This is a genomic window from Paenibacillus glufosinatiresistens, from assembly GCF_031470375.1.
GTDB lineage: Bacteria > Bacillota > Bacilli > Paenibacillales > Paenibacillaceae > Paenibacillus_AQ > Paenibacillus_AQ glufosinatiresistens.
In genome coordinates, this window is sequence record NZ_JAVFHT010000017.1 from 39251 (window position 1) to 66239 (window position 26989).

Here is a 26989-nt window from a genome sequence, read left to right on the forward strand (position 1 = left end):
GGCGAGGCACCTATCGGAGGAATGAACATGTCAACGGTAGTCGTCGTGGGAACACAATGGGGAGACGAAGGCAAAGGCAAGATCACGGATTTTCTGGCAGAGCGCGCAGAAGTGGTCGCCCGCTACCAGGGGGGCAACAATGCCGGACACACGATACTGATCGACGGTAAGAAATACAAGCTGAGCCTGATTCCATCCGGCGTTTTTTATAAAGAGAAAATTTGCGTGATCGGCAACGGGATGGTTATCAATCCGGCGGCGCTGATCGACGAAATCCAATATATCCATGAGAACGGCTTCGATACGGACAACCTGAAGATCAGCGACCGGGCCCATGTCATTATGCCTTACCATATGGTGCTGGACGCGCTGGAAGAAGACCGGAAGGGCGACAACAAGATCGGCACGACCCGCAAGGGCATCGGCCCGGCTTACATGGACAAGGCGGCACGGAACGGTATCCGCATCGCGGATCTGATGGACGCCGAAGAGTTCGAGCAGAAGCTGCGCCAGCTCATGGGCGAGAAGAATCAGATGATTACCCAGGTCTACGGCGCCGAGGCGCTGGACGTGGAAGAGGTGCTGGCGAAGTATTTGGAGTACGCGGAGATCCTGCGCCCGTATGTTACTGACACTTCGGTTGTGCTCAATGATGCCATTGACGCGAACCGCAAGGTGCTGTTCGAGGGCGCCCAAGGCGTCATGCTGGATATCGACCAGGGAACCTATCCGTTCGTAACCTCCTCAAATCCGTCGGCCGGCGGGGTCTGTATCGGTTCGGGCGTAGGGCCGTCGAAGATCAAGCAGGTCATCGGCGTCGCCAAGTCGTATACGACCCGCGTTGGCGACGGCCCGTTCCCGACCGAGCTGAAGGACGAAATCGGCGATCTCATCCGCGAGACCGGCCATGAGTACGGCACCGTCACCGGCCGTCCGCGCCGGGTCGGCTGGTTCGACAGCGTCGTGGTGCGTCATGCCCGCCGCGTCAGCGGCCTGACCGGCTTGTCGCTGAACTCTCTCGACGTGCTTAGCGGACTGGAGACGGTCAAGATCTGCACCGGCTACAAATACCGCGGAGAGATCATCACACACTATCCGGCCAGCCTCAAGATGCTGGCCGAGTGCGAAGCGGTCTATGAGGAGCTGCCGGGCTGGAGCGAGGATATCAGCGGCGCGAAGACCCTCGAGGATCTGCCGGAGAATACCCGCCGGTATGTGGAGCGGGTGTCCGAGCTGACCGGGATTCCGATCGCCATCTTCTCGGTGGGACGCAACCGTGAGCAGACGAATCAGGTTCTGCCTATTTACGAGTAAGACAAGAAGCGCGATGTGCCGGGCCGCAGGTCCGGCCAAGCAAACCAAAGGCTCCCGGCGACGGGAGCCTTTTTTTGCCGTCCGGGGCGTTATAGCTCTTCCTTTTGCGGTCCATACTGGTAGGGAAGGAGGCGATTGCCATGAAAATCGCAGGACGCGTGCTGACCGTCTGTCTGATTGCCGTTCTTGCCAGCACCTTGTCCATCCTGACGGCGGGAGTGGTCGTTAATGCGTATGTCCGTTCCGCGCTGTCGAGCTTCGACATCGAGCTGGATACGCCCGCGCCGGGCATCGGCGGCCTGCTTCGTACACTGACCGGAGCGGAACCGAAGCCGGCGGCGAAGAAGGACACGGCCGCCGGGAAGACGTCCGCAAGCGGCGCGGATAGCAAATTCCCCGCAGCAGCAGCTTCTCCGTCGCCCGCGGGAGCCGGCGCGGACACGGTACCGGCAGCCACGGCCGACGCGGAGGGAGCTCCGGCGGACGCGCTGCCCGTCATGGGCGCGGTGAATGCGGATACCGGCGAAGCTTCCGGCGCAGCGGACGGCGAAGGCAGCGGAGCCTCCGGCCAGGCGGAGCCGGGCAGCGCCGGAAGCGGCGACCGGCAGCTGGTGATGACGCCGGAGAATCTGCAGGAGATGAAGAGCGGCATTCCGTCGGGCGAGAAAGTAAGCATATTCAATATTCTGATGAAGAAGGTTCCGCAGGCAGAGATGCAGCGCATTTCCGCCGCGATGGAAGGCGGCTTGACGGCGGCGGAGCTGGAGCAGATTCAAACGGTCATCCGCAAATATGTGACGGCCGAGGAATACGATCAATTGATGAAGCTGATCTCGTCGTCCACGGACGGCGGACACAGCGGCGGGTCGTAGACGCAAGGCGATGACCCCGGCATCGGCGGCCGGACCGCTTCGAAGAAGAGACGCTTCCCCTGGAAATATGCGGGCGGGAAGCGTCTTTTTTGTGTCCAAATGAGTCCAAGGCGACAAAATACAACCCAATTTCTTCCATATGTGCAGTCATTGGTTGAAACCTGTCTAAACCCTGTGGTACAGTAGACAAGGACTTTATTTGGTTAATTTATTGTAACCTTTTGGACAGCATACACAGCCTTGACGAACTCTGCATAGCAACAGGAAACGAATCCGCACGATTCAGAACAGACCGCGGCCGCTTGCGGTCCGGGACCGATTGAAAGGGAGAGTTTCATGAGAGGGTTGAATTTCATACGTAAGAACAGAAGCGCCCGCACGGACCGGCCAGGGGAAGCCGGTTCCGGCTTCGGCCGAGCCGAAGGGGGCCCTTCTTCCGTCATGCGCCGGCGGTTCCGCTGGGCATGGGCGGCGGCTGCGGCCGCCGGAGTCGCGGTTGCGTTCGTAGCCGTACAGGCGATGCACGAACGGTATGTGTCCGCGCACACCGTGAGCTATTACCGGGTGCTGCTGCACGGACAGGAAGTCGGCACCCTGGAGAAGAAAGAGCAGCTGACGGCGCTGTTCGAAGCGAAGCGTCGGGAGTACCAGACGCAATATCCCGAAGAAACGATGGTGCTGCAGACCGAAGGATTTACAACAGAGGCTGCGGCTTCCTATAAACCGATGATCGACAGCGAAGCGACGCTTGAGAAGCTGGATGGCATGCTCAAGGCTTATGCCGTAGGCGTTCAGCTTATGGTGAATGGCGAGCCTGCCGGAATTGTGAAGGATCAGGCAACGGCCCAGGCCGTTCTGGAAGCCGTGAAGCAGCAGTTCGCCGGGAACGCCGTTACGGACGCGGCCGCCAAGCCGGCGGCTGCGTCGCTGAAGAAGACGTCCGCGGGCTCTTCCGCGGCTGCGGCGGGTTCGGCTTCAGCCGCCGGCGTCGAGTCGGTGAGCATCCGCGAGAAAGTGACGGTGAAGCCGGTCAAGGCCGACCCGAACAAGGTGCTGGACGTGAAGGAGGCGGCAGCCGTCCTGACCGAAGGCAAGGAGGCTCCGCTGGTCTACACGGTGCAGGAAGGCGATACGGTCTCCGCTATCGCTTCCCGGTTCGGACTGACCCAGAAGGAGCTGTACGCCAACAACCCGGACGTCAAGGAATTGACGCTGCAGATCGGCGACCAGCTGCGGCTGACGGTTCCCCAGCCGGCCCTGACGGTGGTAAGCGTCGAGAAGGCGGCCGAGCGGCTCGTGACCGAGCCGCAGGTGGAGATTCGCACCAGCAACCAGCTGCCCAAGGGCAAGACGAAGGTCGTCCGCCCCGGCCAGACGGGACTGAAGGAAATGCAGTACCGGCTGACCAAGGAGAACGGCGTCGTGGTCAAGGAGGAATGGCTCGGCCAGACCGTGATCCGGGCGGCGCTGCCTGAAGTGGTGTACAAGGGGACGAAGGTCGTGGGCGAAGGAACCGGTTCTTTTGCCTGGCCGGTAAGCAGCCCGTCGATCTCCAGCAGCTTCGGGGAACGCTGGGGGCGGGCGCATAAGGGACTGGACATGGTATCCGGGAACCGCACGATTATGGCGGCGGATGCGGGCGTGGTCAGTTTTGCCGGAGTCCAGAACGGTTACGGAAATGTGGTCATCGTCAATCACCGCAACGGCTACGTCACCTATTACGGGCACTTAAGCCGGATTTCCGTCTCGGTCGGCCAGAAACTGGAGAAGGGCAGCCAGATCGGCATTATGGGCAGCACGGGGCGTTCGACCGGCACCCATCTGCATTTTGAAATCCGCAAGAACGGAACGGCGCTGAACCCGCTGAAATTCCTGGGGTAGCCGAGGTAACGATTCATGTTCATAGAGGGCCGGGTTGTCGGCCATTCGGCAAGGCGGGGCGTCCGAAATCCTTCGGAGGTCCCGTTTTTTGTGGAGACCGCCCGCAGGATGTGGGCATGGAACAGATATGGTAAAATAGAGGGATAACAGTGGAAAACCACTTACGGATAGAAGGGTGAAGCGGTGCATGATGGGCATGGGAACCATTCTGGTAGTAGACGACGAACAGCCGATTGCCGATATTCTGAAATTCAATCTTGAAAAAGAAGGGTACGAGGTCATCTGCGCCTTCGACGGCATCAGCGCGGTCGAGCTGGCGCTGGAGAAGCGCCCGGACCTGATGCTGCTTGATCTCATGCTGCCCGGCAAGGACGGCATGGATGTGTGCCGGGAGCTGCGGTCCCGCCAGCTGGATCTGCCGATCATCATGCTGACGGCCAAGGACGGGGAGATCGACAAGGTGCTGGGCCTGGAGCTCGGCGCCGACGACTATGTCACCAAGCCGTTCAGCACACGCGAGCTGCTGGCCCGGGTGAAGGCTCAAATGCGGCGCCAGCACAAGCCGGCGGCAGCGGGGGTCCCCGCCTCTCAGCCCGAGAGCAAGAACGGCATCCGGCATTTCGGCCTGTTCATCGACACCGACATGTACACGGTATACAAAGACGGCGTGCCGCTCGATCTGACCCACCGCGAATATGAACTGCTGTACTATCTGGTCCGCAACGCCGGAAAGGTGATGACCCGGGAGCATCTGCTGCAGGCGGTATGGGGATTTGAGTATTTCGGCGATGTTCGGACCGTCGATGTGACGATCCGCCGCCTGCGGGAGAAGATTGAAGAGAATCCGAGCAAGCCGGAGTATATCTTCACCCGCCGGGGTCTCGGCTATCTCATGCATAATCCCAAAAACGGAGGACTGTGATGAGGGGCCGGTCCTTCTTTCGGACCATCCAGGCGAAGCTGATTATGGTCTACGTGCTGCTGATTCTGATTGCGATGCAGCTCATCGGGGTGTACTTCGTCAGTTCGATGAAGAATTCGCTGACCGACAACTTCACGAAGGATCTGAAGGCCCGGGCCGAAATGCTGTCGATCCTGACGGCGGACAAGTTCGGGGCCGGAACGGGGGCCGAAGCCGAGGAGGATTCGGCGTCCGACAGTCTGCGCGGGATGGTCAACAATCTGTACATCAGCGGCGCCGAGATTCAGGTGCTGGATGCGAGCGGCAAGATTATTACGACTTCGGTGCCTTCCCAGGCCGACTATGTGGGCCGGCGCAATACGCAGACGGTAGTCAGCCGGGCGCTTCAGGGCATCAGCGACAACGAAGAATACATTATCGGCGATGACAATGTGCGCAAAAAGGTCGTCGCCAAGCCGGTCCTCTCGGACGGCAAGGTCGTCGGCGCGATCTATATCGCGGCGGACATGAAGGATCTGTACGCCACCATGAGCCGGATCAACAGCGTCTTCCTGTCCGGCATGCTGCTGGCGCTGACGCTGACGGCCGTGCTGGGCGTCATTCTCGCCCATACGATCACACAGCCGATCAAGGAGATGACGAAGCACGCCACCGCCGTCGCCGAGGGCCGGTTCGATACCCGGATGCCGATCCTGGGCAATGACGAGATCGGCCAGCTGAGCCTGGCCTTCAACGATATGACCGGACGCCTCCAAGGGGCGCTTGCGCTGAATGAAGAGGAGAAGGAGAAGCTCGCCTCCATTCTGACGAACATGAGCGACGGCGTCGTAGCGACCGACGAGCAGGGCCGCGTCATTCTGATGAACCGGCGCGCCTCCCGGCTTCTGGGCACCGCCGAGCCGGAGGCGGAGGGGCAGCCGCTCGGCGAGCTGCTGCGGCTGGAGCCGGATCAGCGCGCGGGACTGGCCGAAGGCGGCGCTCAATCGGCCATGCTGCGGCTGGAGCAAGAAGAGGGCGAGCCTAACATCGTCCGGGTGACCTTCACGCCGATTCACCGGCGGGAAGGCGGAGCCGCCGGAACCATCGCCGTGCTGCAGGATGTGACGGAGCAGGAGAACCTGGAGCAGTCCCGCCGCGAGTTCGTCGCCAATGTCTCGCATGAGCTGCGGACGCCGCTGACGACAATCCGCAGCTATACGGAAGCGCTCGACGACGGAGCGCTGGATGATCCGCAGCTGGCTTCCCGCTTCGTCGGCGTCATCCGCAACGAGACGGAGCGGATGATCCGGCTGGTGACGGATCTGCTGCATCTGTCGCGGTTCGACTCCAGAGAGGCGCGGCTGCGCCTGCAGCCGACCGACGTGGCGGAGATGCTGGAGGATGTCGCCGACCGTTTCTCGTTCCAGCTCCGCCAGAAGCGGATTGCAATCAGCGTTTCAGTCGGCCGCGGAACGGGAACGGCTTGGCTCGACCGGGACCAGATCGACCAGGTTCTGGGCAATCTGGTCTCGAATGCGCTGAAGTATACGCCGGAAGGCGGCACTATTGCACTGGAAGCGGAGATCAACGAAGAAGGAATGCTGGCGGTAACGGTCCGCGATTCCGGGATCGGCATCCCGAAGAAGGACATCGAGCGCATCTTTGAACGCTTCTACCGGGTGGACAAGGCGCGCTCGCGCAATATGGGCGGGACGGGCCTCGGCTTGTCCATTGCCCGGGAAATTGTCAAAGCGCACGGAGGCTCCATTTCCCTGCATTCCGAGCTCGGCCAAGGCTCCAGAGTCACATTTACGCTGCCGCCGGGCAAGCCGAAGGGGGATGAAGCATGAAGGAACGGGTGAAGTCATGGGTCCTCCTTCTGCTCGTTATCGGCAGTCTGGTGGAGAGCTATTATCTCATTTATCGTCTGCCGGGGGCGGATTCGGCCGTCTTCTCGGCCACGACGTATATCAAGACCGACAATATGGGACCAGAACTCAAGGTCGAGGATCTGCTCTATCCGGATCAGATGATCATCCACCGGGGAGAAGACCGGCATACGCTCTTCTATCCCGGGACAACGTTCTACAATTTAATTCTGGGCCGGCTCAAGGGAAGAAGCTTCGAGAGCTTCGAGCGGCGGTCGGTCTCGGAATTCGACTGGACGCGCATCCGCAAGGAAGACCCCGGCATTGAGCTGACGTTCGGTTCCGGCATTCCGGTGCAGCTGCTGCAACGGACGATGCAGATGGCGCCGGACTCGCTGTTCGACGATGAAATTATCAGCCGCATCTGGATTTACAGCGTCCCCAACGATTCCAAGGCGCACGCCGTCTTCTTCAGCGAGCGCGGCGATATTGTCTATGAAGCGGCCAAGGTCGATCTGACGGTCCAGGACATTCAGCAGCATGTCGATTTCGGCAGCGGCTGGACGCCGTATACGACGGCGGACGGGAGTTATTATGTGCCGGAGAACGATCTGCCGATGGTTGCCGCGGAGCTGCCGTCAGGGCTGTATACGATTGCCCAGATGCAGAGCAGCCTGTTCTTCGACGCGGGAAGCACCCGCTATATTCAGGAGAAGGACGGTTCGGAGATCTACACGGACAGCAAGCGCAGCCTCCAGGTCGATCCGAAGCAGAACTGGATCAGTTACAGCGACCCGGCCGCCCTTCCCGCGGGGGAGGGCAGTCCGGCCGAGGATGTGCTGGAAGCGGTCGACTTCGTGAACAAGCACGGGGGCTGGAACGGAACGTACCGGCTTGACCGGGCGGAAGAGGGGCCGGAAGAGCGGCGGATCGTCTTTCAGCAATATTACGGCCTGCTTCCTTACGGCTCCTTCCCGGTGCTGAATGAATCGGGGCTGCGCTACGGCTCCATGGAGCTGCTGCTTCAGCAGGGGTCGGTGGCCGGGTATGAGCGTTCGCTCATGTACGCCGATGAAGACCGGGCAGAGAAGAAGGCGGTGAGGCTCCGGGGCGGAGATGTGCTGCGGAGCCGTCTGGCGGCCCTCGCTGGTTCGGCAGGAATTCGCGCGCTTCAGCCGGGCTATCTGCCGTCGGTGCAGAACGACCGGATAATTCTGACGCCGGTCTGGAAGGTAACGTTGAAGGATGGCCGTGTGCTGGCGCTGGATCTGTAGGGCGGCGGAGAGACGGGCGGGAGAGGAGAGAGAATCATGGATTGGGGACGGGCCAAAAGTGTGCTGATCTATTCGTTTCTGCTGCTGAATCTGCTGCTCTGCTATCAGCTCTGGGGAGATCTGCGCGATCAGGCCGGCGCCAGTCTGGATTTCACTTCGCTGTCCGCCGCCGCCCAGCAGGTGATGGAGGAGAAGGAGATCCGGGTCCTGAGCGTCATTCCGGCAGCGACGCCGGAGCTGCCGAACTTGAGCTACCGGTACTCGGCGGAGCCGGATGCGCCGCCGGTTGCCTTGGAGAAGCCGGTGGACAGCCGGCTGATCTTCACCTTCAGCGAGCTGACGGAGGCGCTGAAGGGGGAGATTCCCGACATCGGCGACTACCGCTTCGATTCGCTGGAGAGCGAGGCCGGACGGTTCGTGCTTCACCCGCTGGTGCAGGGCAAATGGCCGTTGTTCAGCGTCCGGCTGGAGCTGATCTACAATGACCAGAAGATCGTGGCTTACCGGAAGCCGCAGATTCAGCTGGATCCCGCCGGCGGCCAGGACGAAGAGAAGCAGAAGATTCTGCCCGCGGCCAAGGCGCTGGGCAGCCTGATCGAGAAATACCTTCCGGCCGGATCAGCCGTCAAGGAGATCAGCCTCGGTTACTACGGAGAGCTGTTCAATTCCGAGGCCCAGGTGGCGGCGCCGATGTGGCGATTCATGCTGGAGGATGGCAGAACTTACTACGTGAACGGTATCAGCGCAGACATTATCAGTCCCAAAACAGCGGAGTGAGGAGAAACAAATCATGGGGATTTCATTTACAGTGCTGTCGAGCGGATCGACGGGCAACGCCACAGTGGTGAGAAACGGCGAGACGACGCTCATGATCGACGCCGGTCTCAGCGCCAAGCGGATCGAGGAATTGATGGCCATGCGGGAGATGACCGGACAGGAGCTGGACGGCATCCTCGTTACCCATGAGCATTCCGACCATGTCAAGGGACTTGGAGCGCTGGCCCGCAAGTACAACCTGCCGATCTATGCCAACGCCAATACCTGGGCGGCCATCGAGAAGGCGGTCGGCAACATTGAGGAGCATAACCGGATTATTCTGGAGACGGGGGAGCACCGCGACTTCGGCAGTATGCGGGTCGAGTCGTTCGCCATCTCCCACGATGCGGCGGAGCCGGTCGGATACAATTTCTACGACGGACGGGAGAAGCTCAGCGTGGCAACGGACCTCGGGTACGTCAGCGACAAGGTGAAGCTGGCCATTTCGGACGCCGACGTGCTGGTACTGGAGGCGAATCACGATATCGAGATGCTGCGGATGGGCCGTTATCCGTGGAATACGAAGCGCCGGATTCTCGGCGATATGGGGCATTTGTCCAACGATGCGGCAGGAGCGGCGCTGAGCGAAATTCTGACGGGCCGGACGAAGCGGACGTATCTCGCCCACCTCAGCCGGGACCACAACATGATCGAGCTGGCCCGGATGTCGGTGCGCGGAGCGATGGAGGACCGGGGCTGCTTCTACAAGGACCATGAATTCCGGCTCTGCGATACGTACTATGACCGGCCTACGCCATGGGATAAGGTGAGCGGCTCATAAGCGAATCCATCTGGCGGAGAGTGGCTTCAAGCTCGGAGCGCCCGATGAGCTCCTTCTGAACGAGCAGTTCAATGAGCGCGCCCAGAGCGAGGGTCAGCCGCGAGTGATCGTCCTTAAGATCGCCGAGCATGCCGGCAAAATGCACCAAATCAACAGCGGTGGAAGAGGATTGCATGGGATCAGCCTCCTGGGTAATGAATACTTGGGAACTTGTCCATAAAATCAGCCAAAACACCCCGGAACGGGTCCCGGCTGTGTTACAATGACAATGATACTTGCAGTATAGTCGCAACCATTCTGAAATATTCCCCTTGATTTCATAGACCGGCGCCGCCATGAAGGGAGAGATAGCCGTGAGCCTGTTCGATGACGATTTTTATTCAACCCGAGTCTCCTCAAAAAGCCGGAGGGAAGCCCGGGGCAGCAAGCCCCGGGGATGGACCACCAGCCGCCGGGGCCGGAGCCTGAGCACGCTCCAGATCTCTGCGCTCAGCTCGCTGCTGAGCGCCGTGGTTGCCGTCCTGCTGTTCAGCCTGCTTACCGGCCAGTTCACGCGCGAAGAAGCGTCCGGCGCGGCCGTAATTCCGCATGTGACCCAGAGCAGCGGCGATCCGTATGACCGGATTATCAAGGCGGCAGCGGCGGTGCGTCCGGCCGTCGTCAGCATCATCAATCACAAGGAAGAGGCATCCGGGAGCGAGGACGAGGAGGAGCCGCTTGACGAATCGGCACTCGGCTCCGGCGTCATCTATAAGAAGGACGCGGGCAAGGCCTATTTGATTACGAACAACCACGTCATCGACGGCGCCAGCAAGCTGGAGGTTGTTACCGTAGACGGGAAGACGCGCAAGGCGGAACTGGTAGGGGCCGACAAGGTCAGCGATATCGCGGTGCTGTCAATCGACCCTGCGGGCATTGATACGGTGGCTCAGATCGGCGATTCGTCCAAGCTGCAGCTTGGCGAGACGGTCATTGCCATCGGCAATCCGCTCGGCCTGGGCGACACGCTGACATCCGGAATCGTCAGCTACACGAACCGGACCATTCCGGTCTCGCTGAACCAGGACGGCGTCTATGACTGGGAGCAGGATGTCATCCAGACGGATGCCGCCATTAACGAAGGGAACAGCGGCGGCGCGCTGGTCGATCTCAGCGGCAAGGTGATCGGCATCAATACGATGAAGATCTCCGATACCGGCGTGGAGGGGCTCGGCTTCGCCATTCCGGCCAATGAAGTGTTGCACGTAGCCGAAGAGCTGGCGGTCAAGGGCAAGATCACGAGATCATATCTTGGCGTGTATTCGGTCGATCTCAACAATCCGTATGCGCCGCTTGATAAAGACGAGCGCGCGAAGCTCAAGCTGCCCGATTCCGTGAAGGACGGAGTGGTGGTGCTTGACGCTGTGGGACCGGCCAAGAAGGCGGGACTGAAGCTGAACGATGTCATCACGAAGTTCAACGGGCAGGAGATCAAATCGACGCTTGCCCTGCGCAAGTATCTCTACAACGATACGAAGATCGGCGACAATCTGACGGTGACCTATTACCGGGAAGGTGTCGAGAAGCAGGTTACCGTGCTGCTTGAAGAGAAGCCGGAGTCCTGATTCAGGCGTTTTCGGGGGAGCCCTTTATGATGGAGAACATGCATAATTCGGCCCTCCCCCGGATATCCTGATAGAGCCGTTTCATACAGGGAAGATGTCTTACAATATGTGGAACGCCATCCTTATGCAGGGGCGGGGTGACTTGCCTTTCGCGGTTTAATGTGTTAATATGAGATTAATCATAGATTGGAGACCCGAATTCTCGTATTGAAAAGGGCTGTTCCTCCAGCACGCGCAACCTTTTTCAATATGTGAATTTTCTCTTTGTGTCTAGAAGATAAAAATGAACATGTTAATTTAATTTTTGGAGGTACATCCATGCAAACAGGTACAGTTAAATGGTTCAACGCAGAGAAAGGTTTCGGCTTCATCGAAGTTGAAGGCGGAAACGACGTATTCGTTCACTTCTCCGCAATCCAGGGCGAAGGCTTCAAGACTTTGGACGAAGGACAACGCGTTGAATTCAACGTCGTTCAAGGCAACCGCGGACCGCAGGCCGAGAACGTTGTAAAACTGTAAGCATCAGAAAGACCGCCCCGCTTGAATCACCTTCAAGCCGGGGCGATTTTCATATTCAAGAAGCTATGGAACCGAGACGTATTCGACCGAAGGGGGACTCTCGCTAATGAACTATCGGAAGAAACCAATGGAAGCCGTGCCGGAAGAGAATACACCGGTCTGGGCCTGCACCAACGACAGCTGCAACGGCTGGATGCGCGACAATTTTGCGTTTGAAACCGCGCCTTCCTGTCCGCTCTGTCATTCCGAAATGGTACAGGATATGCGGATGCTGCCCCAGCTGGTGAACTCGAACGGGGATTTGAAATCGCTCAAGAAAGGGATTTCCATCTCCTGATCCGGCGGCTCGAATACTACCATACTTTCAAACACCAAGTCTCAAGACGGGAACCCCGTCTTATTTTTTTTGTACTTTGACATGTTTCCCTGGATTTTTTGTGATATTTGTCACAAATTTATTGCTTTTCCTCGCTTAAAATCCAGATTGTTGTGATTTATATCACACTTTTGGGGTCGTATTTTTGACAAAATAAAAACTACGAATTGGGGAAAAGGAAGGGGAAACTATGGACACCTTATCGCTGTCGCGCCTGCAATTTGCGACAACAACAATTTTTCACTTTTTCTTCGTACCGGTCACGATCGGTCTGGCTCTTCTGATTGCAATCATGGAGACCAAGTACGTTCGCAGCGGCAATGAAGAGTACAAGCGCATGGCTAAATTCTGGGGGAAGCTCTTCCTGGTCAACTTCGCTATCGGGGTTGTGACCGGGATACTGCAAGAATTCCAGTTCGGGATGAACTGGTCGGACTACTCCCGGTTTGTCGGCGACGTGTTCGGCGCACCGCTTGCGATCGAAGCGTTGCTGGCCTTCTTCCTGGAATCGACGTTCATCGGGATCTGGATCTTCGGCTGGGATAAAGTATCACCGAAGATTCACGCCCTCTGCATGTGGATGGTAACACTGGGCACGACCATGTCGGCCTACTGGATTCTGGCGGCGAACTCGTTCATGCAGCATCCGGTGGGGATGGCCATTAACAACGGCCGCGCCGAGATGAATGACTTTCTGGCGCTCATTACGAACGGCCAGGTGCTGGTGGAATTCCCGCATACCGTTCTGGGCGCATTCGCAACCGGCGCCTTCCTGGTTATCGGCATCAGCGGCTTCAAGCTGCTTCGCAAGCAGGATACGCCGTTCTTCCTGAAGTCGATGCGCATCGCCGCCATCGTGGCGATTATCTCTTCCATTGGCGTCGCTTTTGCCGGCCACTGGCAGGCTCAATACCTGGTTGAGACGCAGCCGATGAAGATGGCCGCCTCTGAAGGCCTCTGGGAGGACAGCGGCGACCCGGCTCCGTGGACGCTCATCGCCTCCATTGATCCGGATAACAAGAACAGCAGCCACGAGATCAAGGTGCCTTACCTGCTGAGCTTCCTTTCTTACAGCAAATTCTCCGGCGAAGTCAAGGGGATGAACACCCTTCAAGCCGAATATGAACAGAAATACGGCCCCGGCGACTACATTCCGCCGGTCCGCACGACCTTCTGGAGCTTCCGCATCATGATCCTGGCCGGCGTGCTGATGATCGGCATCAGCATGGGACTGATCTATCTGATGTGGCGCAAGAAGCTGGAGGCAGCCAAGAACTGGTTCTGGCGCATCTGCTTCGCGGGTCTGCTGCTGCCGCCGATTGCCAATACGGCAGGCTGGATGATGACGGAGTTCGGACGCCAGCCGTGGACGGTCTTCGGCTACCTGACGACGAAGGACTCCGTTTCGCCGAACGTAACCGCCGGACAGGTGCTCTTCTCGGTCATTACGTTCAATACCCTCTACGGCATTCTGCTCTGCGTGCTGGTCTATCTGTTCGTGAAGATTATCAAGAAGGGTCCGTATCAAATGGAAGAAGAGCTTCATCACGACGACCCATACAAGAAGAAGGGGTGAGAACATGTCACTTAACGAGCTTTGGTTTGTACTGATTGCGGTTCTCTTCGTCGGATTTTTCTTCCTGGAGGGCTTCGACTTCGGCGTCGGCATGCAGTCGCAGATGCTGGCGAAGAATGAGACGGAACGCCGGATTATGATTAACTCCATCGGCCCGTTCTGGGATGCCAATGAAGTATGGCTCATCACCGGAGGCGGCGCGATGTTCGCGGCTTTCCCGAATTGGTACGCCACGCTGTTCAGCGGCTTCTACGTGCCGTTCGTGCTGGCGCTGATCGGACTGATTCTGCGCGGCGTCGCCTTCGAATACCGGGGCAAAGCGAAGTCGGCCGGCTGGAAAAAAACCTGGGATGCTTCGATTCTGATCGGAAGCTTCCTGACTCCGTTCCTGCTCGCCATCGTGTTCGCGAGCTTCATCAAAGGACTGCCGATTGACGGAGATATGCAGATGCGCGCCGACTTCTTCGGCGACATTGTGAACGTCTACACCGTGCTGGCCGGACTGACCGTGGTGATGCTCTGCAACGTTCACGGCCTGCTCTTCACCGCGCTGCGGACATACGGCGAACTGCAGGAACGCGCCCGCAAGCGGGCGCAGGTGCTCCTAGTTCCGACCGGCGCGCTGCTGCTGGCTTTTGTCATCATGACCTATGCGCAGACGGATATCTTCGAGGTACGCGGCGCGCTGCTGTGGGCGATCGTAATCGTCGGCATTGCCGCCTTCGTGCTGGCCGGTTACTTTGCCAAGAAACGGCGCGACGGCTGGGCCTTCGGCATGACGGGAGCGGTGCTCGGCCTGTCGGTTATCTCAGTCTTCGTCGGACTGTTCCCGAGAGTCATGGTGAGCTCGCTTGGCGAAGCGTTCAACCTGACGATTACGAATGCCGCTTCGGGCCACTATTCGTTGAAGGTCATGACCATTGTGGCGCTGACTCTGCTGCCGTTCGTGCTCGGTTATCAGGCCTGGAGCTATTTTGTCTTCCACAAACGGCTTAGCGACAAGGAGAATATGGAATATTAATGGATAAGAATCTGCTTGGGTACAAAGGAGTCAAGCCGGTCTTCATGATCGTCGGCTTCCTGACCCTGGTGCAGAGCCTGTCTATCATTCTGCTGGCCAAATGGCTGGCAGAGGCCGTATCCGCGCTGTTCGCAGGCGGAGCGCTGAAGGAACAATGGGGCACTGCGCTGTTGTTCCTTCTTGCGTTTCTGGTCCGCCAGGCGTGCGGGACGCTGATGAGCCGGGTGGCCTACCGCTTCGCAGAAGCGACCGGCAGCAGCCTGCGGCGGGAAATGATGGACAAGCTGTTCGCACTGGGACCGCGGGGAGTGGCCGACAAAGGCACCGGCAATCTCGTAACCTTGTCGCTGGAGGGGGTCACCAAGTTCCGGAACTACCTGGAACTCATTATCCCCCGCATGGTCGGCATGGGCATAACGCCGTGGCTGCTGCTTCTCTATATCTACACGCTGGATGTGCGCAGCGGCGTAATTCTGACGGTGACAATGCCGATTATCGTCGTCTTTATGATTCTCATCGGCACGACCGCCCAGAAGCATATGGACCGCCAGCTTGCCTCCTACCGGACGCTGGCGAATCATTTTGTCGATTCGCTGCGCGGGCTGGAGACACTGAAGTTCCTCGGCCGCAGCAAGGATCACATCAAGAGCATCACGGAAGTCAGCGACCGCTACCGCTCGGCGACGATGAAGACGCTGCGCGTCGCCTTCCTGTCGTCGTTCGCGCTGGATTTCTTCACGATGCTGTCGGTGGCTACGGTCGCCGTCAGCCTGGGCCTGCGGCTGGTGAACGAGAACATGACGCTCGTTACCGCGCTGACGGTTCTTATTCTGGCGCCGGAATATTTCCTACCGGTCCGGCTGGTGGGCGCAGACTTCCACGCGACGCTGGACGGCAAGGAAGCCGGAGCAGCGATGAAAGAACTGACCGAGCGGAAGACGGAGACGGCGGTTCTGCTCGGCGAAGAGCCGGTCGCCGTGCGTGCGGCCGGAGCAGGCGCGGCCGCAGCGGAGGAAGCGGCCGGTTCCAAGGCGAAGCCGCCGGGCGGGGCATCCAAGACCGCCGCGCCGCCTGCGGGCGGCCCCGCGCTCCCGGCGGATTACCGCTGGAGCGCAAGCAGCCGGCTTGAGCTGCGCGGCGTCGGCGTGGCGCACGAGACGGACGGCCCGGCTTCGCTGGCCGGCGTCAGCCTGAGCTTTGCCGGCACGGGCAGGATCGGCATTATCGGCGAGAGCGGCGCGGGCAAATCGACGCTCATCGACGTGCTTGGGGGCTTCCTGCACCCGAGCGGGGGCGAGGCCGTGCTGGACGGCCGCCGGTTAAGCGGGCTGACCGACGATGCCTGGCGCCGCCAGGTGTCGTACATCCCGCAGCGTCCGTATTTGTTCAGCGGCACGCTTGCCGAGAACGTGGCCTTCTATGAGCCGGACGCTTCCCGCGAAGCGGTAACCCGGGCGCTGGCCGGCGCGGGACTTGCGTCGCTTGCGGCGTCGCTGCCTGCCGGGCTGGACGAGCCGATCGGCAGCGGCGGCCGCGCGCTGAGCGGCGGCCAGGCGCAGCGGGTGGCGCTCGCGCGGGCGCTCCTTAACCCGCGGCCGGTTCTGCTGCTCGATGAGCCGACGGCGCACCTGGACATTGAGACCGAGTACGAGCTGAAAGAGACGCTGCTGCCGCTGTTCCAGGGCAAGCTCGTCTTTCTCGCGACGCACCGGCTGCACTGGATGCAGGATATGGACGTCATTGTCGTTATGGAAGGCGGAAGCGTGGCGGAGACCGGGAGCCACGAAGAGCTTTTGGTGCGCAGGGGCGCATATTACCGGTTGATTCAATCACAGCGGGAGGGAATGCATTGAAACGGGAAAGCTGGCTGACCCCATATGTCTCGTCCTATCTCGGACGGTTCCTCCTGATTGTGCTGCTGGGCGGACTGACGGTGTTCTCGGCCTCGTCGCTGATGTACACGTCGGGCTTTCTGATCTCGAAGGCGTCGATTCCGCCGGAAAATATTCTGCTGATCTATGTCCCGATCGTCGGTGTTCGGGCCTTCGGCACAAGCCGGGCCGTGATCCACTACGTGGAGCGGCTCGTCAGCCATGACACCATTCTCCGCGTGCTCTCGCGGATGCGCGTGCGGCTCTACCGGATTCTGGAGCCCCAGGCGCTGCTGTTGTCGTCGCGGTTCCGAACCGGAGACATTCTCGGCATGCTGGCCGACGATATCGAATATTTGCAGAACGTGTATCTGCGCACCGTATTTCCAAGCATTATCGCCCTGCTGCTGTACGCCGCCTCGGTAATTGCCATCGGGACGTTCGACATCCGCTTCGCGGTCGTTGTCGGGCTGTACATTCTGGTGCTGGTCGCCGTGCTGCCGCTGGTTTCGCTGCTTCTGACGCACCGGCGCCAGGAATCGGTGAAGCAGCAGCGCAACGCGCTCTACCAGAAGCTGACCGACGCCGTGCTCGGCATGGGCGACTGGGTCATCAGCGGCCGCCAGAGCCGGTTCGTCGAGACCTATGAGGCCGATGAACGGACGGTGGCCCGGGCAGATGCAGCGCTGCGGCGCTGGGCCCGGCTGCGCCTGTTCCTGGCCCACGCCGTCGTCGGCATCGCGGTGGTGTCGATGCTGATGTGGTCCGGGGGCGAATTCGCGGACGGGAATATTCCCGGCACGCTGATCGCGGCCTTCGTCCTGGTCGTCTTCCCGGCGGCGGACGCCTTCCTTCCCGTCTCCGACGCGGTGGAGAAGATTCCGCAGTACCGCAACTCGCTGCGGCGGCTGGAGAGCATTGAGACAGCCGAAGCGGACGGGGAAGAGAGCAACAAGGCAGGAACGAAAAGAGAGCAAGGCTCTGAACGATTTGAAGGCACTGAACGATCTGAAGGCACTGAACGACCAGGAGGAACAGAACGATCTGAACGATCAGGAGGAACGGAACAATCGGAAAGGGTTGGGAGAGTCGTAGAGAAGGCAAGCGCTAGAGGCTCGGAAGGAGCCAGAAGGACTGAAGGAGCCGGAGAGACCGAACCGGCGGCAGACACCGGCGATACGGCCGCGGCGAATGCTACCCGAATAGAGTCGGCACCGATTTCGCTCCAGCGTTTGTCGTACCGCTATGATGCAGGCGGCGAATGGGCGCTTCGGGACCTCAGCCTGGAGGTGCCGCAGGGACGGCGCATTGCGGTCCTGGGCCGGAGCGGAGCGGGCAAATCGACGCTGCTGAAGCTGATTCAGGGCGCGCTCCGTCCGGTGGAAGGCCGGGCCCTGATCGCCGGCCGGGATGCCGCCGGTTACGGCGACCGGATTCCGGACGTGCTGTCCGTCCTGAACCAGAGCCCGCATCTGTTCGACACGACGGTGGCGAACAACATCCGGCTCGGCCGCCCGCTGGCGACGGACGCGGAGATTGCCGCCGCCGGGGAGCAGGCCCGGCTCGGCGAACTGATTGCGTCGCTGCCGCAGGGCTACGACACGCCGGTGCGCGAAGCCGGCCAGCGCTTCTCCGGCGGCGAACGCCAGCGGATCGCGCTGGCGCGGATTCTGCTGCAGAACACGCCGGTGATTCTGCTCGACGAGCCGACGGTCGGGCTGGACCCGCGCACCGAGCGCGAGTTGCTGGCTACGCTGTTCACCGCGACCGCGGGCAAAACGGTCATCTGGGTCACCCATCATCTCGTGGGTGTGGAGAACATGGACGAAGTGCTGTTCGTCGAGAACGGAACCCTCGTCATGCGCGGCACGCACGCCGAGCTGCTGGAGCGCGAGCCGCGCTACCGGCGGCTCTACGAGCTGGACTGCCCGGAACGGTTCATCCCGGAACAGGCCTGACCGGGGGCGCCGACAGGACGGGTCCGGGAGGTTCCGATTCATGAGGCCGCAATTCACGACGTCCCGATCCAGGATGTCACTCCGTTATCGCGGTCTGGTGTGGCCACCCCTTTGCTGTTAGCTTCGGTCCGTCAAGGACCCTTCAATCTCGGCCGGATGGCCGGCCGCACGGCGGGGATGCTTCCTCGCTGTGCGGCTTTTTGTGTTGAGATTCCATCCAGAAGGAGGGAATATCCAACACAAGGAGGGGACCAGAATGGGTCGAAAAACATTCACAGACGCCGAAATCCGGCTGCTGTCGCTCAATGCGAACGTGCTGCATGTCAGCGAGAGGAGCATCACTTATGCGCCGGCGTTCAAGCTGGCGGCGGTACAAGCTTACCTCGGCGGGATGATGCCGCAGGAGATTTTCTTCTGGGGCGGCTTCGAGCTGGATCTGATCGGCAGACGCAAGCCGAAGGCATGTCTGAAGCGCTGGCGGGATATCTACGCGCAGTACGGAGAGGCGGGGCTGCTGGAGGAGCGCCGGGGTTTCTATGCGGCGCCGGAACGGCGGGAGGCGGGGATGGAGCAGCTGCCAGTCCCAAGCCCGGTAAACCGCAAGCTTAGGGAACCGTGGGAAGAAGAAGGCCCGCCCTGCGGGGCGGAGCTGCTTTTTGAGAGGGAAGAGAGAGACATAGGCTCCAGCCCGTATGAGCAGCGTCCCTGGCAACTGGACAGCCCGGAATCCAAATCCCGCTGAATCAAGGCGTTGACAAAACCGTAAATTCCCGTTAAATTGATCTCATTATTCATATCAATTAACTTGGTAATGGGGGCGGAACAATGGGGAACATCGACAACAATCTGGTGCATGCCATTCAGACCAACGGGTACGGGTTCATCGTCTCGCTGCTGATCTTCGGTCTTCTGTACGGCTTGGCGCGCAAGCGCGTCGGCTTCGGCCTGCGGGTCATTCTGGCTCTGGGAATCGGGCTGGCGGTCGGCGTTCTCTTTCAGAACCTGGAACTGAAGACCGATGCCATCTCGACGTTCGGCAGCATCTACGTCAGCCTGATCCGCATGCTGGTCATACCGCTCGTGTTCGTCCTCGTGCTGAACAGCATTTCTTCGCTGTCGAGCCTGGAGTATCTGCGCAAAATCGGCTTCAAAACCTTCGCCTGGTTCCTCGGAACCACCGGCATCGCCTCCCTGATCGGCCTGGGGATTGCCCTGCTGTTCAATCCGGGCAGCGGCATTCAGCAGGAGACGCCGGCGGATTTTGCCGCCCGTGAGATTCCGACGTTCTCTGAAGTCGTGCTGGACCTGGTTCCGTCCAACCCCATCAGCCAGGCGGCCGACGGCAAGGTGGTGCCGATTCTGATCTTCGCCATCTTCCTGGCCGTTGCCATTCTGAAGGTAGGCGCGAAGAAGCCGGAGGCCGTCAAGCCGGTCCGCGACCTGATCGAATCGCTGACCCAGGTGCTTCACCAAGTCGTGAAATTCGTCATCCGCCTGACGCCGTATGGCGTGTATGCTCTAATCGCAGGCATCACCGCCCGCTATGGCTGGGAGACGCTGCAGGAGCTGGGCAATGTGATTCTGGCGTCATATGCCGCGCTGATTCTGCACTTTGTGCTCGTCTTCGGCGGACTGGTGCTGCTGGTCGCGAAGGTCAACCCGATCCGCTTCTTCCGCAAAGTGTATCCGACGGTCACCGTCGCCTTCACGACCCGGAGCAGCTATGCGACGCTGCCGGTCAATCTGGAGGTCATTACGAAGCGGCTGCACGTCTCGCCGCAGATCGCAAGCTTCGTCGCGCCGCTCGGGGCTTCCGTCAACTTCAACGGCTGCGGCGGCGTCTGGCCGGCCATTGTGGCCGTCTTCACCGCCCAGGTATTCGGCATCGACCTGTCGATCACCGATTATGTGACGCTGGTACTGGTCAGCATCATCTCCTCAATCGGCGTGGCCGGGGTTCCCGGACCGGCGGTCATCTCGACAACGGTCGTGCTGACCGCCCTGGGTCTGCCGCTTGAAGGCATCGCCATCGTCGCCGGCGTCGAAGCGCTGATCGACATGGGCCGGACCGCGGTCAACGCGACCGGGACCGCCGTCACGGCCCTGCTGGTGGCGAGCTCCGAGGGCGAGTTCGATCGCGAGGCGTTCAACCGGGACGGCGCCGATGAGGAGATTCTGCTGAACGCGGCGGGTTGACGGTCCGCCCGGCGGCGGGCCAGGTCCGCAGGCCGGCGGGAAGCCGGGGTTGTCCGGGCCTGGCCGAGTCAGGCCGCAATGGATAAATCGGGATGGCCGCCTGCGGGCGGCCATTTCTTTTTGGCCGAGGATGTGGTAGAACTAAAGGTGACACAGCGGCGCCCGGCGCGCCGGACAAGAAAGGGATGCGAAGAGCTTACATGTATGTCGTGTGCAAAGAACATCTGGAGCTGGCGATTGACCAATTCGTGGACGAGTATGAGGATGCCCCGGACGTGGTCGACTTGAAGGATACGGAATTCTCGGACTGGGACCCGCCGGCCAAGTGCGCGGAGTGCGAGAAGAATGCGGAATATTTGGTAGTCTAAGACAGAGAACTCCATGCCGGCGGCATGGAGTTTTTGACTATAGCGAGATGAGAGGATGCTGCATATGCTGGTTCAGATTATCGGAGTAGGCAAACTGAAGGAGAAGTACCTGATCGACGGGATCGCGGAGTATGCGAAGCGGCTGACGCCGTACGTGAAGTTCCAGATTATCGAGGTCCCCGACGAAAAAGCGCCCGACTCCCTCAGCGACGCCGAGGTCGCGCAGGTCAAGACCCGCGAGGGCGAACGCATCCTCGCGCACGTCAAGGGCGAGGCGCATGTCATCGCCCTCGCCATCGACGGCAAGCTCTGGAGCTCCGAGGAGCTTGCCGCTGAACTCGACCGGCTCGGCACCTACGGGACGAGCCATGTCGTCTTCGTCATCGGAGGCAGCCACGGCCTCTCCGATGACGTGATGCGCCGCGCCCAGCAGCGCATGAGCTTCGGGCGCATGACGCTGCCCCACCAGCTCATGCGGCTGGTGCTGACAGAGCAGATTTACCGGGCGGTGAAGATTAATCGGGGGGAACCGTATCGCCTTTAAGGGTAAAATAAAAAGGGACTTCATCAAGTCCCCGTAGCTGATTTCTGTTAAGTTGTTCATATAATCCAATGCAGATGAAGGAACAGGAGCAATGCATTCGCAGTATTTGGCCGTGCGTCTTACTAGCTCTGCCGTGTCGCTGTGGAGCGATTCGATAGTAAAATCAAAGTGCAGTATGATTCGCTCTATTCGGCGGCTTTCCTTTCTGGATGGTTTGTCCTTGGATATATGGATGCTCTGGATGAGGAGGCGAAGCAAGGCTTTCTGCTCATCTTTGTCGGCGTGATTTAATGCGTCCTGTACCTTTGCAAGCAAGTTATGCAGTGAGTCATAATCGACAGGCTTGTTATCGTACTGTGTTTCCTGAACTGTTATTTCTTCAAGGCGTCTCTGGAGTGATTGCAATTCGGATTGTGTTTCCAACAGATCAGGCTTGAAGATGTCGGCCAGGTCAGGATCGTTCATAATGCCTTCCTTCAGGCTTTTAAGCTTTCGTTGAGCCTTGGCGATCTGCTGCTCAACCACCTTCTTTTCATCTAGCAAGGGCAATTCGGCATTTGCTCGCTGTTGGTTGATGTGGTCAACAACTTTTCTCAAAATATATGGCTTTGCGACGATTCGATGTAACTCATCCATCACCTGCTGCTCTGCATATTCCGCCTTGATCATGTTGGAGCGGCAGACACTCGCTCCTTTATTATGAAACTGTCCGCAGGTGTAATAACGATACTGCTCTCCGCTGCCGCCCTTGGAGCGTGCAGGAACCATGCCGTGCCCACAGGCGGGACATTTCAGGATTCCGCTAAGAATATACGGTGTAAACGAGCGGGAAGGTTTGTAGGAGCGTTTCTGAATCTCGGAGTGGACTCTATCCCATAGTTCCTGAGAGATGATTGGCTCATGAATACCGTCGGTCATAATGAAGTCGGCGTTCTTTCCTTTACGTCGTTTTTCAGACCAGTTCTCAACCTGATTGTAGCGAATTTTGCCGATGTAGACCGGGTTGTTCAGGATTGTTTTGATGCCGTTGGTAGAGAAGGCTTTTCCTTGCTTGGACCGGTACCCTGCTTCATTGAGTCGTCGTGTGATTGCCTTCAAGCCCCATCCTTGGTCGGCGTAATCAAATATCTTCTTGACGATAATGGCCTCGGATTCGTTCACCACAAGCTCTTTATTTATGCTGTTATAGCCAAGGACAACGCCGCCATTGTATTTTCCTTCGCGTGCCCTTTGCTCCTGTCCCAGCTTTCCCCGTTCAATGATATTGCTTCGCTCCAGTTCCGCAATCATGCCGAACATTTGAAAAGTCATCATGCCAGTTGGTGTTGATGTATCGAAGTTCTCCTTCAGACTAACCAGCTTGACATTGAAATTGACCAGCGTATCACTGATCTCTAATTGATCACGCAGCTTCCGGGCAAGTCTGTCCAGTTTGTAAAGCAGGACGATCTGGAACTTCTGTTGTTCAGCACCCTTAAGCAGGCGAATAAGCTGAGGTCTTCCTTTGATGCTCTTGCCGCTGACTCCTTCGTCAATGAATTGCTCCACAATCTCGAAATTGTTCAACTTCGCATACTTCTGTAGTTCTGCGATTTGGGCAGGAATACTGAAGCCTTCCTTCGCCTGCTCCTCCGTACTTACACGGGCGTAGATGACCGCTTTAAGCTTGCTCATGCCGCTTTTCCTCCTTTTGCTCATATTTACTTAGAAAATCACTGTAGAATTGATTCCATTCTTTTATAGGGAACAGGGGAAATGCATCCGGGTGTTCTATACATGCTCTGAACAGGGCGGCGGCATGCTGTATAGGGGGCAAGCCATATTCAGATGCATTTAGTATGCCTCCCTCTATAGAATGCAGTTCGATCTCAGTCACAAATCGAGACAGGCTTTCAATGAATGCTGCATAGTCTACTGGGTTGGTTGCTCCTTTACTGTAAACAAATCTCATGGATCCATCGTGAAAAAGCTGATAGACATAGCATCCGAATTGAAAGTTTGAGGCCAGGGAGGGGTCTGCTTGTTCCTGAGTAGTAACTGTACTTTTTATGTCATCAGAAATACCAATCTCAAATAGCTTCAGTTCCTCGCCATAGAATTCATCAGTAAAAACCTCGATCGGCAGATTCAGTTCTCTTGCCATTCCCGTTACAAGTTGAAAGGAAGGATTCTTTGATTCCCCGCGTTCGATTGCAGTTATGGATGGTGCAGATACTCCAATTCGCTTGCTAATAGCTCTCGTTGAGAACATTTCTTTTTGACTCAGCTTGCCTGTTTCTTCACGAAAGAATCTGATGCGGCCACCCAAGGGATTTTCTTTGAGGTGATGATATTCCAACGGAGTAATTAATCTTTTTGTCAATTTTAATGCTCCTCTCAGGAGTATGGTAAGGAAATTATATAGCAATAAATTAAGTTTGACAAGATATCTAGCCTTGGCTAGAATAACTATCAGTGGAGGTGGCGACATGAGAAGCAATGAAGAAAATGAGACGCCGTTAATTTCGGATCAGGGGGGCATTATTGCTCATTTTAACGGTCAACGCTTGGCTGAAGAACAGTTCTTATCTCGATTGGCAGCTATCGTAGTGAACAAGCAACTAATAGGTCAGAAACCATCCGGGAGTACGGACTCAGGGGGGCGAGAACCTTGATAGATACGGTCAAGTTTGACATTCCTCTAATTCTGACAGAAGCCCAAATCAATCACATTTCATGGACTGAGGTCAGAACAACATTGCGACGCAGGATGGTTCGCTGCGAGCTTTTTACCAAGGATGACGATACACAGCCCCGTATTGTTTATTCTTACAAAGAAGACAATCCAGAGAGGTCATGGCTAAAGCTGGAGTTATCCTTGCCCCGGTATCTGCATGGCAGCAATGTGTACGAAGTAAAACAGCGAGAGGTGGAGCCTGCATTAAAAAAACTCCGTCGATTCATAGCTAAGTCCTTCGGAGTTACCCTATCGCAAGTACCATGCTACGATAAATGGGAGATAGAAAAGCTTCACGTCTGCAAAAACTTCCGGGTAGGCAATCAGTTGCAGTCCTACATGAATTTTTTATCACGCACTCAGAAGGCTGGCGGCTATAAAACCGTTCCTTACTACGCAGCTAATGGCATGTACCTTGAATCAGTTGTTTTTCAGCGTAATACCAAGAAAAACAGGAGTATCCACAAATTCTATGACAAGCGTGCAGAAACCCGGCAGAAGTCACCGCATCCGGATAAACTACGGCACCTACAGGAGGCTGAAGGCATCCTTCGTTATGAAGTTGAACTGTCTTATGACGAAATGAGAAAATATAGTAAGAGTAGAAATGCAAAAGAACTGCTAGACCCGCAGATTGCTGTTAAGGTTCTTGGTGAAGGCATTGACTTGCTGGGACTTGGCAAGCCGATTCTTCAAACATCATTTAAAGCAATGGTAGAAGAAGTAGATCGTTCAAACCAGAGTACAAGATCAAGGAGTATGCTGATTGCATTTCTTACAGAAATGAATCTTTACGGTAAAAGCTATTGCAAGAGCCGCTATACAAAGACAACTTATCATCATATTTACAGCAAGCTGAAGGCTATACTGAATGTAGATGAAATAAAATTTTCTGACATATATCTTCCTCCGTTGAAGATTCATAAAAACTCATTTAAAGATAAAAAAAGTCGCTCTACCAGCATTGTGCCAGTAAAACGACCAAGGAAAATGTCTAAGAAAATTGTATCATAAAATAAATCAAACGACGATAAGTGAACAGGTAGTTTTCGTTCAGACAGCAGCCTGTCAAGTCCGAGCGACAGCGAGTTCATTACAGGCTTGACAGGCGTCTTTCATGTCCGACACTGTGCAGATTCCTTGGCGTCAGCCAAGGGACGCCGCACGGCGAGTGACGGGATGCAAGGGCAGTAGTCCTTGCGTTCCCCTCAGGGGCGGAGGGGTGGTCTATCTACAACGCCGATGTCGGGCCGCGAGCGTCAGCGAGCGGCCCAGTTCCTTGGTTGAGGCTTAGAGTAGCAAGCTACATTAATCCACGTTCTTTCAAGCTGACAAAGATACCGTCGCCGATGATGATATGATCCAGTACGTCTACGCCTATAACGTCGCCAGCCTCGGATAACCGTTTCGTTATCTGGATGTCCTCGGGGGATGGAGTCGGGTCGCCGCTGGGATGATTATGGCAGACCACAATGGATGCAGATGAACGCTTGACGGCAGCCCGAAATACCACAGCAGGATGAACGATTGCAGCGTTTAAGGAACCAATAGAGAGTGTCTCCGGCTGTCCGATAACGTGATTCTTCGTATTCAGAAACAGCGTAACAAAATGTTCCTGCTGAAGATAACGCATTTCCTGCATTAATAAATCGGCGGCATCCTGCGGCTTGCGGATGATTCGCGGCTGACTGCAAGATGGCTTGCTGAAACGTTGTGCCAACTGCATAGCGGCGACAATCTGCCGGGCCTTAACCTTGCCGATTCCTTTAATAGACAGCAGTTCCTGCTCTGTGGCGTTGGCAAGCTCCCGTATGGAGGGAAAGCGGTCAAAAATTTCATCAACAATATAGGAGCCGGGCTTTTCAGCAAGGGCATCACCCAGCAGCGATTTGATTGTACTCAGTTCATCCCAATGGTTCATATTTGCTTCCTCCTGTAAACGCAAAAAAGGAGAAGCCGCATTCCACTTCTCCCATTGCGTGATATGATGTTGTTCGGTATGATGATTACAAGGTTATTTTCTTGAGTCGCCTCATATGCGGGCGGCTTCTTTTTCTGTTTCCTCAATCTGCATCTGAATCAGGACGAGCTTCACAAGAGCCTGAGCGTACCGTCTGCCGTCTTCTGTATTGAAATGAGCCTCTCTGTCCATGATCTGGATGGCTGACTTCAGACTGGCCTTCGTAACCTTTAAGCGATCAATCTTCTCCAAGCTTCTCACCTCCTTTCAAGGCAATAAAAATAGCCTGCTTTCGTCTCCTGACGATGCGGCCATCTGCATGATTCCTATCAATATAAGATCGGGAATGGGTGCAACTCCATTGCCAAAGTCTAATGCCAATTAGACTCTCTTCTGCGTTCCCTGTGGCTGAGCAGTGAATTGAATCAATACCGTCGCCCGCCCGTTTTGGAGTGCAACAACTGCATATCTCCCCTTAGCCAACTGCACACTGTAGATGAATCCTTTCTGTTCGCAAAATCCTAAATACTCTTTGGAGTCGTTGTCCTTGAATGCCATGTAATTCATCGTGCG

26 protein-coding genes and 1 pseudogene are annotated in these 26989 nt (G+C 57.5%); 21 read left to right on the plus strand and 6 right to left on the minus strand.

Going from position 1 to position 26989, the window contains the following annotated elements; genetic code table 11:
- Positions 1–27 precede the first annotated feature (27 nt).
- From RBI05_RS15705 to RBI05_RS15740, 8 genes are all read left to right on the plus strand, one after another.
- Positions 28–1314 (plus strand): adenylosuccinate synthase, encoded by a 1287-nt coding sequence (locus tag RBI05_RS15705; protein WP_310551779.1) that lies wholly within the window; start codon positions 28–30, stop codon positions 1312–1314.
- A 140-nt stretch (positions 1315–1454) separates the two neighbouring features.
- Positions 1455–2186, plus strand: a complete 732-nt coding sequence (locus tag RBI05_RS15710) for a hypothetical protein (protein WP_310551780.1) — start codon at positions 1455–1457, stop codon at positions 2184–2186.
- 336 nt (positions 2187–2522) lie between these two features.
- On the plus strand, positions 2523–4067 hold the full coding sequence (locus tag RBI05_RS15715; RefSeq protein WP_310551781.1) for a M23 family metallopeptidase: 1545 nt from the start codon (positions 2523–2525) through the stop codon (positions 4065–4067).
- 190 nt (positions 4068–4257) lie between these two features.
- The gene (gene yycF / locus RBI05_RS15720) at positions 4258–4989 is read left to right on the plus strand and encodes a response regulator YycF (RefSeq protein ID WP_310551806.1); all 732 of its coding nucleotides are present in this window, start codon (positions 4258–4260) and stop codon (positions 4987–4989) included.
- Positions 4989–6818 carry a cell wall metabolism sensor histidine kinase WalK gene (walK, locus tag RBI05_RS15725; protein WP_150457879.1) on the plus strand — a complete coding sequence of 610 codons (1830 nt, stop codon included), beginning with the start codon at positions 4989–4991 and terminating at the stop codon, positions 6816–6818. The genes yycF and walK overlap by 1 nt, the downstream gene beginning before the upstream one ends.
- Positions 6815–8110: a YycH family regulatory protein gene (locus RBI05_RS15730; protein WP_310551782.1), complete on the plus strand. Its 1296-nt coding sequence runs from the start codon at positions 6815–6817 to the stop codon at positions 8108–8110. The genes walK and RBI05_RS15730 overlap by 4 nt, the downstream gene beginning before the upstream one ends.
- 36 nt (positions 8111–8146) lie before the next feature.
- The gene (yycI, locus tag RBI05_RS15735; protein WP_310551783.1) at positions 8147–8887 is read left to right on the plus strand and encodes a two-component system regulatory protein YycI; all 741 of its coding nucleotides are present in this window, start codon (positions 8147–8149) and stop codon (positions 8885–8887) included.
- A 13-nt stretch (positions 8888–8900) separates the two neighbouring features.
- Positions 8901–9707: an MBL fold metallo-hydrolase gene (locus tag RBI05_RS15740; RefSeq protein WP_150457882.1), complete on the plus strand. Its 807-nt coding sequence runs from the start codon at positions 8901–8903 to the stop codon at positions 9705–9707.
- Here the strand turns inward: RBI05_RS15740 and RBI05_RS15745 are convergent.
- Positions 9676–9882: a hypothetical protein gene (locus RBI05_RS15745; protein ID WP_310551784.1), complete on the minus strand. Its 207-nt coding sequence runs from the start codon at positions 9880–9882 to the stop codon at positions 9676–9678. The two genes, RBI05_RS15740 and RBI05_RS15745, sit on opposite strands and share 32 nt — an antisense overlap.
- A gap of 178 nt (positions 9883–10060) precedes the next feature.
- Here RBI05_RS15745 and RBI05_RS15750 point away from each other — a divergent pair, with 178 nt between their 5' ends.
- The 11 genes from RBI05_RS15750 to rlmH all read left to right on the plus strand — a co-directional run bounded on the left by RBI05_RS15750 (position 10061) and on the right by rlmH (position 21740).
- Positions 10061–11311, plus strand: a complete 1251-nt coding sequence (locus tag RBI05_RS15750) for a S1C family serine protease (RefSeq protein WP_150457884.1) — start codon at positions 10061–10063, stop codon at positions 11309–11311.
- Between the two features lie 318 nt (positions 11312–11629).
- Complete coding sequence (locus tag RBI05_RS15755; RefSeq protein WP_150457885.1) at positions 11630–11830, plus strand: cold-shock protein; 201 nt, start codon at positions 11630–11632, stop codon at positions 11828–11830.
- Positions 11831–11936: 106 nt separating this feature from the next.
- Entirely contained in the window at positions 11937–12167 is a 231-nt protein-coding gene (locus RBI05_RS15760; RefSeq protein WP_150457886.1) for a cold-shock protein, read from the plus strand.
- Positions 12168–12396: 229 nt separating this feature from the next.
- Entirely contained in the window at positions 12397–13782 is a 1386-nt protein-coding gene (locus RBI05_RS15765) for a cytochrome ubiquinol oxidase subunit I (protein ID WP_310551785.1), read from the plus strand.
- Between the two features lie 4 nt (positions 13783–13786).
- Positions 13787–14803, plus strand: coding sequence for a cytochrome d ubiquinol oxidase subunit II (gene cydB, locus RBI05_RS15770; RefSeq protein ID WP_150457888.1), 1017 nt, complete (start codon positions 13787–13789; stop codon positions 14801–14803).
- Complete coding sequence (gene cydD / locus RBI05_RS15775; protein WP_310551786.1) at positions 14803–16656, plus strand: thiol reductant ABC exporter subunit CydD; 1854 nt, start codon at positions 14803–14805, stop codon at positions 16654–16656. Before cydB ends, cydD begins: the two co-directional genes overlap by 1 nt.
- Positions 16653–18632, plus strand: coding sequence for an amino acid ABC transporter ATP-binding/permease protein (locus tag RBI05_RS15780; RefSeq protein ID WP_310551787.1), 1980 nt, complete (start codon positions 16653–16655; stop codon positions 18630–18632). Before cydD ends, RBI05_RS15780 begins: the two co-directional genes overlap by 4 nt.
- 256 nt (positions 18633–18888) lie before the next feature.
- Positions 18889–19374 (plus strand): hypothetical protein, encoded by a 486-nt coding sequence (locus RBI05_RS15785; protein WP_310551788.1) that lies wholly within the window; start codon positions 18889–18891, stop codon positions 19372–19374.
- 83 nt (positions 19375–19457) lie between these two features.
- Positions 19458–20828: a dicarboxylate/amino acid:cation symporter gene (locus RBI05_RS15790; RefSeq protein WP_310551789.1), complete on the plus strand. Its 1371-nt coding sequence runs from the start codon at positions 19458–19460 to the stop codon at positions 20826–20828.
- A gap of 200 nt (positions 20829–21028) precedes the next feature.
- Positions 21029–21196, plus strand: a complete 168-nt coding sequence (locus tag RBI05_RS15795; protein ID WP_150457897.1) for a CxxH/CxxC protein — start codon at positions 21029–21031, stop codon at positions 21194–21196.
- Positions 21197–21260: 64 nt separating this feature from the next.
- Positions 21261–21740 (plus strand): 23S rRNA (pseudouridine(1915)-N(3))-methyltransferase RlmH, encoded by a 480-nt coding sequence (gene rlmH, locus RBI05_RS15800; protein ID WP_310551807.1) that lies wholly within the window; start codon positions 21261–21263, stop codon positions 21738–21740.
- A gap of 636 nt (positions 21741–22376) precedes the next feature.
- On the opposite strand, the pseudogene RBI05_RS15805 reads toward rlmH, so the two are convergent.
- Positions 22377–23438 (minus strand): annotated as a pseudogene (locus RBI05_RS15805) (recombinase family protein); the annotation flags it as partial.
- Positions 23401–24102, minus strand: a complete 702-nt coding sequence (locus RBI05_RS15810; protein ID WP_310551790.1) for a helix-turn-helix domain-containing protein — start codon at positions 24100–24102, stop codon at positions 23401–23403. The gene RBI05_RS15810 and the pseudogene RBI05_RS15805, both read right to left, overlap by 38 nt.
- Positions 24103–24208: 106 nt before the next feature.
- On the opposite strand from RBI05_RS15810, the gene RBI05_RS15815 reads away from it, so the two are divergent.
- Positions 24209–24394, plus strand: coding sequence for a hypothetical protein (locus tag RBI05_RS15815; RefSeq protein WP_310551791.1), 186 nt, complete (start codon positions 24209–24211; stop codon positions 24392–24394).
- A complete protein-coding gene (locus tag RBI05_RS15820; protein ID WP_310551792.1) occupies positions 24391–25470 on the plus strand; it encodes a hypothetical protein in 1080 nt (359 codons plus the stop codon). The genes RBI05_RS15815 and RBI05_RS15820 overlap by 4 nt, the downstream gene beginning before the upstream one ends.
- Positions 25471–25759: 289 nt before the next feature.
- Here RBI05_RS15820 and radC read toward each other — a convergent pair whose 3' ends face one another.
- From radC to RBI05_RS15835, 3 genes are all read right to left on the minus strand, one after another.
- Positions 25760–26377, minus strand: coding sequence for a RadC family protein (gene radC, locus RBI05_RS15825; RefSeq protein ID WP_310551793.1), 618 nt, complete (start codon positions 26375–26377; stop codon positions 25760–25762).
- A gap of 111 nt (positions 26378–26488) precedes the next feature.
- Positions 26489–26668 (minus strand): hypothetical protein, encoded by a 180-nt coding sequence (locus tag RBI05_RS15830; protein ID WP_310551794.1) that lies wholly within the window; start codon positions 26666–26668, stop codon positions 26489–26491.
- A gap of 129 nt (positions 26669–26797) precedes the next feature.
- Entirely contained in the window at positions 26798–26983 is a 186-nt protein-coding gene (locus RBI05_RS15835) for a hypothetical protein (RefSeq protein ID WP_310551795.1), read from the minus strand.
- Positions 26984–26989 lie beyond the last annotated feature (6 nt).

Coding starts and splice junctions, on each gene's coding strand:
- RBI05_RS15745 (WP_310551784.1), bottom strand. CDS start 9,882: ATGCAATCCTCTTCCACCGCTGTTGATTTGGTGCATTTTGCCGGCATG.
- cydB (WP_150457888.1), top strand. CDS start 13,787: ATGTCACTTAACGAGCTTTGGTTTGTACTGATTGCGGTTCTCTTCGTC.
- RBI05_RS15730 (WP_310551782.1), top strand. CDS start 6,815: ATGAAGGAACGGGTGAAGTCATGGGTCCTCCTTCTGCTCGTTATCGGC.
- cydD (WP_310551786.1), top strand. CDS start 14,803: ATGGATAAGAATCTGCTTGGGTACAAAGGAGTCAAGCCGGTCTTCATG.
- RBI05_RS15835 (WP_310551795.1), bottom strand. CDS start 26,983: ATGAATTACATGGCATTCAAGGACAACGACTCCAAAGAGTATTTAGGA.
- RBI05_RS15740 (WP_150457882.1), top strand. CDS start 8,901: ATGGGGATTTCATTTACAGTGCTGTCGAGCGGATCGACGGGCAACGCC.
- RBI05_RS15755 (WP_150457885.1), top strand. CDS start 11,630: ATGCAAACAGGTACAGTTAAATGGTTCAACGCAGAGAAAGGTTTCGGC.
- RBI05_RS15760 (WP_150457886.1), top strand. CDS start 11,937: ATGAACTATCGGAAGAAACCAATGGAAGCCGTGCCGGAAGAGAATACA.
- RBI05_RS15785 (WP_310551788.1), top strand. CDS start 18,889: ATGGGTCGAAAAACATTCACAGACGCCGAAATCCGGCTGCTGTCGCTC.
- radC (WP_310551793.1), bottom strand. CDS start 26,377: ATGAACCATTGGGATGAACTGAGTACAATCAAATCGCTGCTGGGTGAT.
- RBI05_RS15705 (WP_310551779.1), top strand. CDS start 28: ATGTCAACGGTAGTCGTCGTGGGAACACAATGGGGAGACGAAGGCAAA.
- RBI05_RS15710 (WP_310551780.1), top strand. CDS start 1,455: ATGAAAATCGCAGGACGCGTGCTGACCGTCTGTCTGATTGCCGTTCTT.
- rlmH (WP_310551807.1), top strand. CDS start 21,261: ATGCTGGTTCAGATTATCGGAGTAGGCAAACTGAAGGAGAAGTACCTG.
- RBI05_RS15765 (WP_310551785.1), top strand. CDS start 12,397: ATGGACACCTTATCGCTGTCGCGCCTGCAATTTGCGACAACAACAATT.
- yycF (WP_310551806.1), top strand. CDS start 4,258: ATGGGCATGGGAACCATTCTGGTAGTAGACGACGAACAGCCGATTGCC.
- RBI05_RS15715 (WP_310551781.1), top strand. CDS start 2,523: ATGAGAGGGTTGAATTTCATACGTAAGAACAGAAGCGCCCGCACGGAC.
- RBI05_RS15795 (WP_150457897.1), top strand. CDS start 21,029: ATGTATGTCGTGTGCAAAGAACATCTGGAGCTGGCGATTGACCAATTC.
- RBI05_RS15790 (WP_310551789.1), top strand. CDS start 19,458: ATGGGGAACATCGACAACAATCTGGTGCATGCCATTCAGACCAACGGG.
- yycI (WP_310551783.1), top strand. CDS start 8,147: ATGGATTGGGGACGGGCCAAAAGTGTGCTGATCTATTCGTTTCTGCTG.
- walK (WP_150457879.1), top strand. CDS start 4,989: ATGAGGGGCCGGTCCTTCTTTCGGACCATCCAGGCGAAGCTGATTATG.
- RBI05_RS15815 (WP_310551791.1), top strand. CDS start 24,209: ATGAGAAGCAATGAAGAAAATGAGACGCCGTTAATTTCGGATCAGGGG.